Source organism: Microcoleus sp. FACHB-SPT15 (assembly GCF_014849525.1).
Taxonomy (GTDB): domain Bacteria; phylum Cyanobacteriota; class Cyanobacteriia; order Cyanobacteriales; family Coleofasciculaceae; genus Symplocastrum; species Symplocastrum torsivum.
Genome location: NZ_JACJNU010000064.1, coordinates 134,078 through 148,594, shown reverse-complemented (window position 1 = coordinate 148,594; position 14,517 = coordinate 134,078). Strand labels below are relative to the sequence as shown.

Below are 14,517 nucleotides of genomic sequence, written 5' to 3'. Positions count from 1 at the left end.
CTATGAACCACAAGGAAGCTAGAAACTTCTCTAGAGATTTAAAATTACCTGGCTTATTCGGAAGTCCTAATCAAATTCAGTCGGCAGAAGAAATTAGAAGCCAGAAACTTGAACAGGTTCCCTTTTTTGAGCAAAATTGGGAAATGCTTCTTTGTGAGCTTGAAGCTAGAGGTCTATCTGATATTTCTCTGTTGCATCTCAAACAAGCTAATGAAGCAAGCTTTTGGATAGAAACTCAGCATCTGGACTTTTGGGAGTTACTAGCCTTGTTTGATTAACGTTACTTTTTCCTGATGGGTTAGTAGCTACTATAATGCTAATCAGTCCTCTCCATGACAGCTCCATTAACTACTTCATACCCCCAACTAGGATTTCGATTGGCAAGTTGCTTAGCTAGCTCGTACTCTCCTAAACTACACAGTTCAGCTAACTGTTGATATCCATCCTCTTTCTGTTGCTGATATCTTGCCCAACGCAGTTTGTTTCTTTCCTGTTCTGAAAGAGGAGACCGTCCTAAAAGAAATGCATCAATATTACTAATTCGCTCCATTTTTACCTCACTAGAAGGGAAGTAAGTCTACTACTTGGTCATCAACAATCCCATATCCCCATTCTGGATGTTCAGCAATTTGCTTTTGAACTAAAGTTCGACCCATAGGAGTTTTATAGACTTCTTGCAAAGCAGAAAGGCTAGGAGCATCAGCGACTGGTTCCGGATTTTCATCCTTAATTTCCTGTGATTCTAGACTTCGCTGTGCTAGGGATTCAGCACTGGACGGTGCCAGGGAAAATTTAGGTGTAATAGCCGAAAGCTTAGTAATTACACTTTCTTTGGTGATTTGAGGTTTATTACTAAAGGAGGGTGGTAAATAGGGGGTTGCTACTCCTAATTTCTTTGCTCGTATTGCATCATCAGCAATGCGATCGCATTTCCTCAAGAATCCTTCCCACAAGTCTTTCCCAATCACTGGATTCCTCAGATCTGAACGCGCTTTTGATACAGCTACCTCTAACGGTTCTCCTTTGTGGACATAATACTGAGTATGCTCCTCCTCAAAGGCAGGATAGGGAACACCTGGCTCAATTTCCCAGTCACGCTTAACTTTTTGGCTTTCTCCTAGGGGAATTCCTGAGACAAATTCATCCCAGAACGGGGACACCAAGCCTTTTGTTATGTCATCAACTATTTTAAATACCCATCCAGAAGGGCTATTAAACCCCAGATTCTTTGCGTACTCTAATAAAGCTCTCTGAAACTCCTCAAATTGCTCAATAGTCTCCCAAGGCCCACTAAATTGATAATTAGGGCTAACTTTCACGGCAATTGGCTGACGTTGAACTGGAAAAAATCGATCAGTTTTAGTGATTCGAGTTGTCTTACAAGCGTTATCAACCACTTCAACAGCGGTATGTGTTGATGAAGAATCAAAGCCAGTGCCGGATTGTTCTGTTGTTGGTGTATGACGACTCAATGCGGAATAGCCATTCTTCTCTACTTTCGTAGGCTTCACCGCCTCTACAATAGTCTCTGTTGTTACGACTGAATCTAAATTATTTTGATTATTTACCAAGTCAGGTTTATCAAAACTAGACTTTTGTAAACTAACCTCATCCTTTGGATTGAAAGAAGGGACATGAAAAGCTTCCATCCAACAATCGTTTAATTGCTTCTCAAGAGCATCAATGTCCGGACAAAACTCTAGAGTATCAAAATGCTCAGTAACTAACCGTTCTTTTAAAAGCGATCGCTTTACTAATTCACGCCGTGCTAGTTCCTGTTCAGTAGGAGTTAAACCCGTTTCCTTTTCAATTTCATCAATCGTAACTCTTACCCACGACTTATAATTGCCTAATTTAGATTGCCATTGGAAAAGCTGCCAAAACAAAATAGAAGCTGCCACTCCACCAGTAGCTTTAGCCAGCCTAGGATAGTACACTATTGGATTTCCCAGATTTTGGCAAAATACTCCTAGTTTCACCTGCACAGACTCCTAATGTTCTAAGACAGTGTTATAGTCCTAACTCTTAGGATATCTCAAAGCTTTTCTAACCCTTCTAGCTGTTTTAGCTCCAAACCTCGCTCAAAAATCTCATCAATAGGCAGCATCTGACCATCAACTGTCATAAACTTATGGTCTTTCGTGGCTCGAATAATAGAACCGTCTTCTAGACTATATTCAAATACTTCTTGCTGTCCTCGGTTATGCCACTGTGCGATCGGTTGCGTGTACACATAACCATTGTTATCAACACTGTACACAGTACACTCAATTTCTTCCTCAACAATTTTACCAATTTGCATTGAGCCATATTCAACCGTTAGGACTTCTGTTTCATAACTCAAACAATATTCAGCAAATAAAATCATTTGCTCAAACAATTGTTCAGCTACTCGTTTAGAAACTCCATTTTTTGCCGAACCATCAATAAAGGTTTCTCGATGTTTTTGCATCTCAGAAACCTTCTTCTTACCCATCGCTCTGCGAAGTAAGTCTGCTTGACCAAGAGAATACCCTGCTAAATCTTGAGCCATTTTCATGATTTGCTCTTGATAGCAAAGTGTGCCATAAGTTTCTTGCAAAATTGGCTCTAATAGAGGGTGTTGATACTCTACTTTTTCTCGCCCATGTTTACGGTCAATAAACTTAGGAATTAGACCAGCATCTAGAGGTCCAGGGCGGTAAAGTGCCAAAATTGAAGAAAGGTCTTCGATACTATCTGGTTTTAGGTCTCGTACAACCTGACGCATTCCAGATGATTCCAATTGAAAAATGCCTTCTAACTCACCTTTCTCCAAAACCTGATATGTTTTTTTGATATCTACGGGCTTTTTGTTAATCTGCCCTTTTGCCAAAATCTTCAATGCCCTAATTTCATCAAGTGGCAACTGATCTAAATCAAGACTAATATTTTGATTTTTCTTGATTAAATCTGCGGTTCTTTGAATAGTTGTTAGGTTTCTCAAACCCAAGAAATCCATTTTCAGAAGTCCCAGTGATTCTAGGTCTTCCATAAAATACTGAGTGATAACTGCACCCTCATTATTTACTTGCAGAGGGACAATTTCATCTAGTGGTTCTGAGGAAATGACAACACCCGCCGCATGAACCCCAAACGTTTTGTTTGTTCCCTCAATCCGCATTGCCATATCCACCCAGCGCTGAATTCTGGGGTCTTTCTCATAAGCTTCTTTAAACTCTGGCGCTGGCGTTTTATCAGAAATCATCACCGAAAGCTTCGTTGGCTTACCCCGAACTACAGGGATGAGCTTTGCCATTTGGTCAGATTCTTTGTAGGGAATGTCTAACACTCTTGCCACATCTTTTAGGACAGCTTTTGATGTTAGGCGGTTAAAGGTAATAATTTGTGCGACTCGCTCTTTGCCGTACTTACGGGTAACGTAGTCAATCACTTCGTCGCGTCTGTCAATGCAGAAATCGGTATCAATATCTGGCATTGATTTCCGCTCAGGATTTAGAAAGCGCTCGAAAAGAAGACCATGATGAACTGGGTCAATGTTGGTAATTTTTAGGGCATAAGCCACAAGAGAACCCGCTGCTGAACCTCTACCTGGTCCAACAGGAATGCCCTGATCTCTGGCATATTTGATGTAGTCCCAAACTACCAAAAAGTAGGTGGAAAACCCCATCTGTTGCATCATTTTTAGCTCATATTCCAGTCGCTCTCGATAAATGGGGTCAATTTCACTGCGAACGCGACATCCAACGCGGTTTAGTAGTCCTTCCCAGGTAACGTCTTCTAGATAAGTATCGGCGGTATGACCGTTAGGAACCGGGTAATTGGGGATACGAGGTTCCCCCATGATTTCATAGGGTTTGATTTTATTGGCAACTTCGAGAGTATTTGCGATCGCTTCTTTGATCACATCATCTGGCAAATGATCTCGGAACAGCCGCGCCATCTCTTGCGCTGACTTGAGATACTCCGTACCGCTATAGCGCATCCGCTTTTCTTCGATCACTAGCTTGCCAGTCTGAATACACAGCAAAGCGTCGTGTGCTTCTACGTCGTAGCAGGAGATAAAGTGAGAGTCATTCGTTGCAATGATTTTAATGCCTAGCTCACGGGCAATTTTGACAATCTCAACATTAACAAGGCGGTCTTCTATAGAACCGTGGTCTTGAATTTCTAAATAGTAATCTTCTTTAAAGACCTCTTTGTACCATTGAGCAACTTCACGCGCAAGCTTCATGTCACCTTTGAGAATCGCTTGGGGAACTTCACCTCCCAAGCAAGCACTCGTAACAATCAAACCCTCGTGATACTGCTCAAGTAGTTCTTTATTAATACAAGGGCGAGCAAAAATGCCTTTTCCCTGAAACCCTTGGAGGTGAGAAATTGTAGTCAGCTTGACTAAGTTCTTGTAGCCGTGCGTGTTTTTCGCTAAAACAACTTGGTGATACTTGCGATAACGCCCCTTCTTTTCGATGTCACCGTTGATTACATACATCTCGTTGCCGATAATCGGCTTAATGCCTTTACCACGGCAGACTTTGATGAGTTCGATCGCGCCGTACATGACACCATGATCGGTAAGTGCGATCGCGGGCATTCCCAACTCAACTGCTCGATCTACCAGTTGTGGTAACTGAGAAGCTCCATCAAGCAAGCTGTAGTCACTATGAATATGTAACCCAACGAAAGACATAGATTTATCTAGATTGTTCAGGCTTATCGGAAAACTCAGCCGTTTCGAGGCTTTTCAACGACGATGGGCTGATACCCAAATTCTATAGGTAGCGTTACTAATTAAATCTAAACCCTACACCTAGTGTATGGATCGTCGAATTATCTAAGCTCGATCAAGATTAGACTTCTTGCTCCAAGTCAGGGGAAGGGGCTTGCGGGAAGAACGATTCCTTCTCCAAGCCAGGGGAGAGGGAAGAAAGATTCCTTAATGCCCCTCTTTTTCCCTACTGAGCCATACATCAGCTTAGAACTGAGGCTTGCGTAGATGCCAGCTAGTCGATTGCTCGTAGGCATAGGCGACTTGAAATAACTGATCTTCACGCAACACTTTGCCAATTAGCTGCATTCCAATCGGTAATCCATTGTCATCAAAGCCACAAGGTACACTTAACCCTGGTAAACCTGTGAGGTTTACGGGGATGGTCATCAGGTCAGAGAGATACATACTCAAAGGGTCTTCTGTCTTTTCCCCAGCTTTAAATGCTGTTGTGGGAGAAGTGGGACAGACTAAGACATCTACTTTTTCAAAGGCTGCCTCAAAGTCTTGTTTGATTAAAGTGCGAACTTTTTGCGCTTTCAGGTAATACGCATCGTAGTAACCAGCCGACAAGGCATAGGTGCCTAGCATAATCCGGCGTTTGACTTCTGCACCAAATCCAGCGGCACGAGTTTTGGTGTACATCGAGAGGAGATTTTCGGCGTCAGGAACACGCTTGCCATATTTGACACCATCGTAACGAGCAAGATTTGCTGATGCCTCACTAGGAGCAATGATGTAGTAGGTTGGCAACCCGTAGCGGAACCGGGGACAAGAAATGACATGAATTTCTGCACCCAAGCTTTGTAGCTGATCGATCGCTTTAGTAACAGCCTGTTCAACAGCAGGGTCTAAGCCTTCACCAAAGGTTTCTTTTATGATGCCAACTCTCAGCCGTCCTCTGGGTCGCAGATCGGGTTGAAGTATCTTGGCATAGTCAGGGATTTCGACTTTCAAGCTAGTAGCATCGTTGGGGTCATAACCTGCGATCGCACTGAGCAAAATTGCCGCATCTTCTACCGTTCGCGCTAGTGGCCCAATTTGATCCAAAGAAGACGCATAAGCAACAAGACCATAACGGGAAACCAAACCATAGGTAGGTTTTAGACCAACAACACCGCAGAACGAGGCAGGTTGACGAATTGAACCACCTGTATCAGAACCAAGGGCAACAGCACATTCTTGTGCTGCTACTGCAGCGGCTGAACCTCCTGAGGAACCTCCTGGCACCCGATCTAAATCCCAAGGATTTGCGGTGACTTGATAGGCAGAGTTTTCCGTAGAACTGCCCATCGCGAATTCATCAAGATTGGTTTTACCCACCATTACTGCGCCAGCGTCTTTGAGCTTTTGGGTCACGGTTGACTCGTAAGGCGGCACAAAATTTTCCAGAATTCGGGAAGCACAGGTGGTAGGAATTCCCTTGGTACACATATTGTCTTTGATTCCAATCGGAATCCCTGCCAATAGCCCAATTTCTTCCCCAACGGCGATTTTGGCATCCACTTGACGCGCCTGCTCTAGGGCGTGTTCTGAGGTGACGTGCAAAAAGCTATGTAATTTCGGCTCTAGCTCCTGAACCCGGTCTAGGGCTTCTTGGGTGATTTCGACAGCCGAACGTTCTTTGCGAATGAGCTGTCTATGCAACTCGCGGATGGAGGCCATCTCTCGCTCCCTTTTGGACTCATAATTCAGACTTTAGTATAGAGTGCCGATTGAATAGGATTGCGAATTAGCACTTGTATTCCATATAACGTTTCTCCCAGCCGTTGCTCCGGCTGAGGGGTTTGGAATTGTGTTAAAATTTTAAAAGAAACTACTAATTTTTGGCAAATATTCGAGTGAAAAGCGGCATTTTTTGCAGCTTTTCGGCTTTTTTCTGCCACATTCTTGATTTTAATGGAGTTTTTCGTTCTATGAGTACCTCCCAAGAGCGGATTGTGCCGACGAATCTGCGGAACGAGATGTCTCAGTCTTACCTGGAATACGCGATGAGCGTAATTGTGGGTCGGGCACTGCCAGATGCTAGGGATGGTCTCAAGCCGGTACATCGGCGGATTCTCTATGCAATGCATGAGCTAGGTCTGATGCCAGACCGACCGTTCCGGAAGTGTGCTCGTGTTGTGGGAGAAGTGCTAGGTAAGTATCACCCTCATGGAGATACTGCTGTTTATGATGCCTTAGTGCGGATGGCTCAAGAGTTCTCGATGCGATCGCCTCTGATTAACGGACATGGGAACTTTGGCTCGGTTGACAACGACCCACCAGCCGCAATGCGTTATACAGAGTGTCGCTTGCGTGCTTTAGCTACAGACGCCCTGTTGCAGGATATTGAGTCAGAAACGGTAGACTTCATCGATAACTTTGATGGTTCGCAACAAGAACCAACTGTCTTACCGGCGCGTGTGCCTCAGTTACTGCTCAATGGATCTTCCGGGATTGCCGTGGGGATGGCAACCAATATCCCGCCTCACAACTTGGGAGAATTGATTGATGGCTTAGTGGCGCTCATCCACAATCCAGAGATTACAGATATAGAGTTAATGCGGTATGTTCCTGGCCCTGACTTTCCAACAGGCGGTCAGGTTCTAGGAACCACTGGGATTAAAGAAGCCTTCACTACGGGTCGCGGTTCGATTACGATGCGGGGTGTCGCTGAGATTGAAACGATTGAACATCGTGGGCGTCCTGACAAAGAAGCAATCATCATCACTGAGCTTCCTTTCCAAACGAATAAGGCAGGGATGATTGAGAAGATTGCCGAAATGGTCAACGAAAAGCGGCTAGAGGGCATTTCGGATATTCGGGACGAAAGCGATCGCGACGGGATGCGAATCGTCATAGAACTCAAGCGCGACGCCTATCCCCGTGTTGTCCTCAACAACCTCTACAAGCAAACGCCCCTACAGATGAACTTTGGGGCGAATATGCTGGCGTTGGTGCGAAATGAACCGCAGCTACTGACGCTTAAGCGGTTTTTGGAAGTTTTCTTAGATTTTCGCATTGAGACGATTACGCGACGGACTCAGTACGAACTGCGGAAAGCAGAAGAACGCGACCATTTACTGCAAGGGTTATTGATTGCTCTTGATAACCTGGATGCGATTATTGAACTCATCCGCAGCGCCGCTGATGCACCGACGGCGAAAGTCGGGTTGATGGAAGTCTATGGTCTTTCCGAACCGCAAGCTGATGCTATTTTACAAATGCAGTTGCGACGCTTGACAGCGCTGGAAGCAGAGAAGATTCATGCGGAGCACAATGAGTTACAAGTTCGGATTGCTGACTTGCAGGACATCCTTGCCAACAGAAGTCGCATCCTAGAAATTATTGAAACGGAAGTGGGTCAGCTTAAAACCACCCACGCTACACCACGACGCACGGTAATTCAGCAGGTTGAAGGTGAACTTGGTGACATTGACCTGATTGCCAATGAAAAAGCCGTCATTCTGCTTACTGAGCAAGGTTACATCAAGCGGATGCCAGTTAACGACTTTGCTGCACAAGCGAGAGCAACGCGCGGCAAGGCAGGCACTCGAATGAAAGAGGATGACGGGGTTGAGCATTTCCTGACTTGCTGTGATCACGATAGCCTTTTGTTCTTTAGCGATCGCGGTGTGGTCTACTGTTTGAGAGCGTACCAAATCCCAGCAGCATCTCGCACCGCACGGGGAGTGCCAATTGTGCAGATGTTGCCGATTCCCCGTAATGAAAAAATCACCTCGATTGTGCCAGTGTCGGAGTTTACCGACCATGAATATCTAGTGATGTTGACCCAGAAGGGTTACATCAAAAAAACAGCACTAGATGCCTTTGGTAATATCAGAGCCAATGGGTTGATTGCAATCTCTCTAGAAGAAGGTGACCAATTACGGTGGGTACGTCTTGCCACAGAAGCAGACAGCATCATCATTGGGTCACGTCAGGGGATGGCGATTCACTTCAAGACTGACCACGACCAACTACGTCCCCTCGGTCGGGCTACACGCGGCGTTAAGGCAATGAAGCTGAAACGCGATGATGTGTTGATCAGCATGGACATTCTACCGGGTCAAGTTGTTGCTAGTCTTGCACCTGTCAATGAGGCGGAGTCAGAGGAGGAGATCGAAGACCTCAATGGCGCAGAACTCAGTGGTGGGGAGTTGGTAGAAACGGCTGGACAAGGCCCTTGGGTGCTAGTAGTAACGATGGGTGGCTATGGTAAGCGAGTACCTGTTAAACAATTCCGGCTGCAAAATCGTGCAGGAATGGGAATTTTGGCAACAAAGTTCCGTTTACCCAAAGACAAACTATCGTCGCTGATGGTGGTCAATGAAGGGGATGAGCTAATGATGGTCACTAGTCGAGGTATCATCATTCGTCAAGTGATTGGTGCAATTTCACCGCAATCTAGGATGGCAACTGGGGTAAGAGTACAGCGGTTAGATGAAGATGATGCGATCGCGGCTGTTGCATTAGTGCCTTCCTCTGTTCAAGGTGAGGAAGAGCCTCTCTCCAGTCAAGGTGAGGAAGAGCTTCCCTCCAGTCAAGGTGACGAAGAGGAGGAATAGGCTTCAAAAGGTAACTAACCTTCCGCTTTCGGATATCGAAAAGTTTGTGCGATCGCTTCTTTAGAAATAGAGGTGATCGCATTAAATTTATAGTGTTTGAAGCAATGGGCAGCCTCGCTCAACTCCATCGTCATAGCGCACCATCAATCATGGCATCCTGAAAAAAGAGAATCACGAGGTAAAGGATGACGGAAGCGTCAGAACAGAAACGGGTAGTAGTCGTCGGTGCTGGTTGGGCTGGATTAGGCGCAGCCTACCACCTAACCTCTCAAGGGTACGATGTCACGCTCTTAGAAGCTAGTTCCTACCCCGGTGGATTAGTGGCAGGTTGGAAAACAGCGGGTGGACGCTCGGTAGAGGGCGGTATTCATGGCTTTTGGTATCCCTACAGCAATATCTTTTCCCTAGTGCAAAAGTTGGGACTAAATCCCTTCACCCCATTTACCCGATCCTCCCAATATTCACCAGCAGGACTGGAAGTCGAATCGCCCATATTTCAAAACGAGCCGTTACTTCCCACACCATTGGGAACCTTTCTCTACACTCAGTTCAAGCGGTTGCCACTGATTGACCGCCTTTCTGCCTTACCTCTGCTCTATGCTGTAGTCGATTTTGACAATTCTGATAGTGCTTGGTGGCGTTATGACTTCGTAACCGCCCGTGAACTGTTCAAACAGTTTGGTGTTTCTGCTCGACTCTACAAAGATTCCTTCGAGCCGATGCTGCTAGTCGGCTTATTTGCTCCAGGGGAACAGTGTTCAGCCGCCGCCGCCTTGGGGATGCTTTACTACTTCATCCTCGCTCACCAACCCAACTTTGATGTGGTTTGGTGCCGGGGAACAGTTGGGGAAATGATATTTAAGCCTTGGGTTGAACGCATTGAGAAACTTGGTGGCAAGGTACTGACCAACAAGCGGGTGAGCGACATCCTCCTCGACAGCACAGGCGAGGCAAAGGAAGTTGTCTGTGGTAATGAAGTCTTTGAAGCAGACGCAGTGATTTTTGGCGTTAGCGTTAGTGGCATGAAAAAGATTGTCTCAGGTAGTCCAACGCTGCAAAATTACCGAGAGTTCCGAGAGTTGACGAATCTGGGGGCAATTGATGTGCTGGCAACGCGGCTATGGTTTGACCGCAAAATTCCGATCCGTCATCCCTCGAATGCCTGCTTCGGTTTTGATCCGACAACAGGCTGGACATTTTTTAACCTGAATGTACTGCATGACGAATACCGTAATGAACCAGGTAGCGTGATTGAAGCTGACTTTTATCACGCTAACCAGTTGCTACCTCTGAGCGATGAGCAAATTGTGCAGAAAGTTCAGGAAGATTTAGCTACCTGTATTCCAGGATTTCGACAGGCAAAGGTTATCGATAGCAGTGTTATCCGGGTGCCTCAAGGTGTGACTCACTTTGCACCAGGTAGCTATCAGTATCTCTTGAAGGCAAAAACCAATATCAAAAATGTCTTCATGAGCGGGGATTGGATTATCACTCGCCACGGTTCATGGTCGCAAGAGAAGGCGTATGTGACGGGTTTAGAGGCAGCAAATCTTGTGATTGAATCCTTTGGGCATGGGAGCAAGGCGACTATCCTACCTGTCGAGTCTGATGAACCCCATATCCAGTTTGCCCGGACAATCAACCAATTTGTGCGGGGTTTGAGTCAAACGATTTTGCCAGAGTTCTGGTTGCCCTAAAAACATAGCAGTTCTTAGTTAAATGAGGTGCAGCTAAAAGCTGTGAAGCAGCACTACTAGCCAGGAAAACAAAAAAGCTGATGGCTGATTGCTGATAGCTGACCGCTAACTCTAGGCTTGATGCAAAAATGAGAAAGCCCCAGTATTTCTACCAGGGCTTTCTCACTTTGACTACAACGTTAGATTACTTGAGCGACTGAGCATTATTTAGTAGAAGCCGCTAATTCCTCCAACCGTTCTTGTTGATCTTGGCTAATACAAGATTGAATCATTGACTCCAAGTCGCCTTCGAGAACTGGGCTGAGTGAATAGTTTTGACCCAATCGGTGGTCGGTGACACGATTGTCTTTGTAGTTGTAGGTACGGATTTTCTCAGAGCGAGAACCCGTTCCAACTTGCGATAGCCGCATCGATTTCACTGCGGCTTGTTGTTCCTGTAGCTTAATTTCGTACAGCTTAGCCCGGAGAATTTGCATCGCCCGCTCTCGGTTTTGCAGTTGAGAACGCTCCTCCGTACAAAAGACTCGAATTCCTGTCGGTTTGTGGATCAGGTCAACAGCTGTTTCCACTTTGTTTACGTTCTGTCCACCAGCACCACCGGAACGAGCTGTTTTGAGTTCTATATCTTTTGGATCGATCTGAACTTCCACCTCATCAACTTCTGGCATGACTGCCACTGTTGCCGTTGAGGTATGAACTCTTCCCCCAGCTTCTGTCACAGGGACTCGTTGCACTCGATGGACACCTGCTTCAAACTTGAGCTTACTGTAAACTTGATCACCCTGTATTTCAAGGATTGCCTCTTTAAAGCCGCCCATATCGGCTAGGGACTCACTCAGCAACTTAACTTTCCAGTTCTGAGTTTCCGCATAGCGCGAGTACATCCGTACCAAATCACCTGCCCAGATACTGGCTTCATCGCCACCTGTACCTGCCCGAATTTCTAACATGATGTTTTTGTCATCATTCGGGTCACGAGGCAAGAGCAAAATTTTCAGGCGTGTCTCCAGTTGCTCTAGTTTGGCTTGCAGTTCGTCAACTTCCAGCGCAGCCATTTCTTGCATCTCTGGATCGCTGCTTGCTTCCTTGAGGACTTGCCGCGCTCCTGCTAAATCTTCCTGAGTCTGTTTCCAGGTGTCGTAGGTATTGACAACTTCCTCTAGGGAGGAACGTGCCATTGTAACCCGTTGCATCTCATGCGGATTGGTCGCGATGTCTGGATCTGCCAAACGCCGCGTTAATTCATTGAAGGTTTGTTCAACAGATTGTAATTTCTCTAGCAGGTAGGTTTCAGCCATGACTCGTGCGATCGCTCCCTCAAAAAAATAGCTTGGTTGCTTACAAATAAAACAATGACCCAGCAAGCCAGTTACTGGGTGGTTATAAGCTCACCAAGATAGCTATTTCTCTTTGGACTGATCCGCCGAGGCATTGTCGTCGAGCATTCCGTATTTCCGCATAAAGCGCTCAACTCGCCCTTCAGTATCAATCATTTTCTGTGTCCCTGTATAGAAGGGATGGTTGCCAGACCAAACATCAACGTGGATTTCTGGTTTGGTTGAGCCAATTGTCATTACGACCTCACCGTTGCAATAAACCTTGGCATCTGGATACCACTGTGGATGAATATCAGGTTTTGGCATAGTTTTTGCTCTACTTTAAACTTTTGTCAATCTGTTCTTAATTTTAGCTTTTAGTTGCCAGCTCTCAGCTTTTAGCCTACGAGACAAGGTTGAGTCTCCCTGAGAAGCTGAGAGTTGACACTTTATCGCTTGGAGTATTGAGGAGCTTTCCGAGCTTTGTGTAAGCCGTATTTCTTACGCTCTTTAGCTCGTGGGTCACGGGTTAAGTAACCTTCTATTTTCAGAGGAGGGCGGTTTTCTGGGTCTAGTTCGCACAACGCTCTAGCAACGCCCAAACGAATTGAATCAGCTTGTCCAGTCAATCCACCACCATGAGCATTGACCAAAATGTCGTACTCATTTTCTAAACCTAGAGTTTCTAGGGGGGCTTTTGCGGCTGAGATGTAACCGGAGTTGTAGTTAAAGTAATTGTCTCCTGGGCGTCCATTGACAATTAGCTGACCACTACCAGGTACTAAACGCACCCGTGCAACTGATGATTTACGGCGACCAGTACCCCAGTACACAGCGCGTCCGCTTGTTTCTGCTGCTTGCATTAATTTTCTCCTGGAATTGTTTGAATTTTTTTAATTTCTGGTTTTTGTGCTTGATGGGGATGGCTGTCTCCAGCGTAGACTTTCAGCTTGGTAAATAGCTGGCGACCCAGAGAATTTTTAGGCAGCATTCCCTTAACAGCCTGTTCAATAATCCGTTCTGGCAGACGGTCTTGCAGCTTGGCAAAGGTTTCCGTCTTCATCCCACCAGGGCGACCTGAGTTACGTCGATAAAGCTTCTGAGTCCGTTTTTTGCCAGTAACGACAACTTTTTCTGCATTGACAACAATAACAAAGTCACCCGTATCCATGTGGGGTGTATAGGTAGGTTTGTTTTTTCCCCTAAGAATCATCGCAATTTCACTAGCCAATCGTCCTAGACGCATATCAGTCGCATCTACGACGTACCACTTGTGTTCTAGGGAGTTGAGGGGGGGGAGGTAGGTTTTTTCCATCGGTCTTTTTTTAGCGCTTCAAGAGTTATGTGTTTAATTGAGGCAGTATTCGCTTGGGGTATTAGTCGGCAAGAGGAATTTTGGCTGTGTATCAAACCAGACTTCTGGAGGAAAAGGCGAGTTGGGGTAGCCTACACGCAATAGGCACAAACCTCTCGCTGGAGCTGCGTATTTTACAGCTTCCCGTCGCTGGTTGACCCAAAGTTCCGTGAAACTGTTTGGGTGTAGTTCCCCAGTGCCTACTTGTACCAGCATTCCTACCAAAAGCCGCACCATGCCATACAAAAATCCGTTTGCCTGAATTTCTATATGAATAAATGACCCGTTACGGTAGCATTCTACGGCTTGAACATCCACCCAGGAATGCGATCGCCCTGAGTTTGCCCGATGAAAGGCTGCCAGGTGGTGCTTACCCATTAGCGGGGTTAACGCTTCCTGAATCAAGGATTCATCTAGCGGTGCATGATAATAATGCCAACTAAAGGGTCGCACAAACAAGTTGGGTCGGTTGTCGGTATAGAGTGTATATCGATAACGACGCCACCTGGCGGAAAAACGAGCGTGCCAGTTAGGACTAACTAAGGCTGAGGCACGAATTAGGATATCCTCAGGCAGTCTACTATTGAGGACAGCCGCCCACCTTGTGGCTGGAATTGGTCCTGTAGCATTAAAGTGAGCTACCTGAGCAGCAGCGTGAACACCTGTATCGGTGCGACCCGCTGCGTGTAGGGTCACGGGTCGCTGCTCCACGGCAGAGATCACTTTTTCAATTTCCTCCTGCACACTGCGATGGTTGGGTTGGCGCTGCCAGCCATAAAAGTGCGTACCCAGGTATTGGATAACCAGGGCAATACGCTGCTTTGTTAGCTGGGGGGACTGCATGAGGAGTAAC

13 protein-coding genes are annotated in these 14,517 nt (G+C 46.1%); 3 read left to right on the top strand and 10 right to left on the bottom strand.

Annotation, left to right across the window (positions count from 1 at the left end; all coding sequences use genetic code 11):
• Positions 1-2 precede the first annotated feature (2 nt).
• Entirely contained in the window at positions 3-278 is a 276-nt protein-coding gene (locus tag H6F98_RS27825; protein WP_192221972.1) for a hypothetical protein, read from the top strand.
• Between the two features lie 38 nt (positions 279-316).
• On the opposite strand, the gene H6F98_RS27820 is transcribed toward H6F98_RS27825, so the two are convergent.
• The 5 genes from H6F98_RS27820 to H6F98_RS27800 all read right to left on the bottom strand — a co-directional run bounded on the left by H6F98_RS27820 (position 317) and on the right by H6F98_RS27800 (position 6,633).
• Complete coding sequence (locus H6F98_RS27820) at positions 317-550, bottom strand: hypothetical protein (RefSeq protein WP_192221971.1); 234 nt, start codon at positions 548-550, stop codon at positions 317-319.
• Positions 551-560: 10 nt separating this feature from the next.
• Positions 561-1,937 carry a hypothetical protein gene (locus H6F98_RS27815; RefSeq protein ID WP_313929954.1) on the bottom strand — a complete coding sequence of 459 codons (1,377 nt, stop codon included), beginning with the start codon at positions 1,935-1,937 and terminating at the stop codon, positions 561-563.
• Between the two features lie 98 nt (positions 1,938-2,035).
• A complete protein-coding gene (locus H6F98_RS27810) occupies positions 2,036-4,669 on the bottom strand; it encodes a DNA polymerase III subunit alpha (protein WP_192221969.1) in 2,634 nt (877 codons plus the stop codon).
• 285 nt (positions 4,670-4,954) lie between these two features.
• Positions 4,955-6,412 carry an Asp-tRNA(Asn)/Glu-tRNA(Gln) amidotransferase subunit GatA gene (gatA, locus tag H6F98_RS27805; protein WP_192221968.1) on the bottom strand — a complete coding sequence of 486 codons (1,458 nt, stop codon included), beginning with the start codon at positions 6,410-6,412 and terminating at the stop codon, positions 4,955-4,957.
• Between the two features lie 26 nt (positions 6,413-6,438).
• Positions 6,439-6,633, bottom strand: a complete 195-nt coding sequence (locus H6F98_RS27800) for a hypothetical protein (protein ID WP_192221967.1) — start codon at positions 6,631-6,633, stop codon at positions 6,439-6,441.
• Between the two features lie 30 nt (positions 6,634-6,663).
• Here H6F98_RS27800 and gyrA point away from each other — a divergent pair, with 30 nt between their 5' ends.
• Positions 6,664-9,297, top strand: a complete 2,634-nt coding sequence (gene gyrA, locus H6F98_RS27795; RefSeq protein WP_192221966.1) for a DNA gyrase subunit A — start codon at positions 6,664-6,666, stop codon at positions 9,295-9,297.
• Between the two features lie 185 nt (positions 9,298-9,482).
• Complete coding sequence (locus H6F98_RS27790) at positions 9,483-10,994, top strand: FAD-dependent oxidoreductase (RefSeq protein WP_192221965.1); 1,512 nt, start codon at positions 9,483-9,485, stop codon at positions 10,992-10,994.
• A gap of 203 nt (positions 10,995-11,197) precedes the next feature.
• Here the strand turns inward: H6F98_RS27790 and prfA are convergent, their stop codons facing one another.
• The 5 genes from prfA to truA form a co-directional block, all read right to left on the bottom strand.
• Positions 11,198-12,292, bottom strand: coding sequence for a peptide chain release factor 1 (gene prfA, locus H6F98_RS27785; protein WP_192222038.1), 1,095 nt, complete (start codon positions 12,290-12,292; stop codon positions 11,198-11,200).
• Positions 12,293-12,394: 102 nt separating this feature from the next.
• A complete protein-coding gene (gene rpmE, locus H6F98_RS27780) occupies positions 12,395-12,637 on the bottom strand; it encodes a 50S ribosomal protein L31 (RefSeq protein ID WP_192221964.1) in 243 nt (80 codons plus the stop codon).
• Between the two features lie 122 nt (positions 12,638-12,759).
• Positions 12,760-13,173, bottom strand: coding sequence for a 30S ribosomal protein S9 (gene rpsI / locus H6F98_RS27775; RefSeq protein ID WP_192221963.1), 414 nt, complete (start codon positions 13,171-13,173; stop codon positions 12,760-12,762).
• Positions 13,173-13,625 carry a 50S ribosomal protein L13 gene (gene rplM, locus H6F98_RS27770; RefSeq protein WP_192221962.1) on the bottom strand — a complete coding sequence of 151 codons (453 nt, stop codon included), beginning with the start codon at positions 13,623-13,625 and terminating at the stop codon, positions 13,173-13,175. The genes rpsI and rplM overlap by 1 nt, the downstream gene beginning before the upstream one ends.
• A gap of 33 nt (positions 13,626-13,658) precedes the next feature.
• Complete coding sequence (gene truA / locus H6F98_RS27765) at positions 13,659-14,507, bottom strand: tRNA pseudouridine(38-40) synthase TruA (protein WP_192221961.1); 849 nt, start codon at positions 14,505-14,507, stop codon at positions 13,659-13,661.
• Positions 14,508-14,517: the final 10 nt, after the last annotated feature.

What these genes read in the sequence shown, in the direction of transcription:
- H6F98_RS27825 (WP_192221972.1), top strand. Translation starts at nt 3, where the DNA reads ATGAACCACAAGGAAGCTAGAAACTTCTCTAGAGATTTAAAATTACCT.
- H6F98_RS27820 (WP_192221971.1), bottom strand. Translation starts at nt 550, where the DNA reads ATGGAGCGAATTAGTAATATTGATGCATTTCTTTTAGGACGGTCTCCT.
- H6F98_RS27810 (WP_192221969.1), bottom strand. Translation starts at nt 4,669, where the DNA reads ATGTCTTTCGTTGGGTTACATATTCATAGTGACTACAGCTTGCTTGAT.
- gatA (WP_192221968.1), bottom strand. Translation starts at nt 6,412, where the DNA reads ATGGCCTCCATCCGCGAGTTGCATAGACAGCTCATTCGCAAAGAACGT.
- gyrA (WP_192221966.1), top strand. Translation starts at nt 6,664, where the DNA reads ATGAGTACCTCCCAAGAGCGGATTGTGCCGACGAATCTGCGGAACGAG.
- H6F98_RS27790 (WP_192221965.1), top strand. Translation starts at nt 9,483, where the DNA reads ATGACGGAAGCGTCAGAACAGAAACGGGTAGTAGTCGTCGGTGCTGGT.
- prfA (WP_192222038.1), bottom strand. Translation starts at nt 12,292, where the DNA reads ATGGCTGAAACCTACCTGCTAGAGAAATTACAATCTGTTGAACAAACC.
- rpmE (WP_192221964.1), bottom strand. Translation starts at nt 12,637, where the DNA reads ATGCCAAAACCTGATATTCATCCACAGTGGTATCCAGATGCCAAGGTT.
- rpsI (WP_192221963.1), bottom strand. Translation starts at nt 13,173, where the DNA reads ATGCAAGCAGCAGAAACAAGCGGACGCGCTGTGTACTGGGGTACTGGT.
- rplM (WP_192221962.1), bottom strand. Translation starts at nt 13,625, where the DNA reads ATGGAAAAAACCTACCTCCCCCCCCTCAACTCCCTAGAACACAAGTGG.
- truA (WP_192221961.1), bottom strand. Translation starts at nt 14,507, where the DNA reads ATGCAGTCCCCCCAGCTAACAAAGCAGCGTATTGCCCTGGTTATCCAA.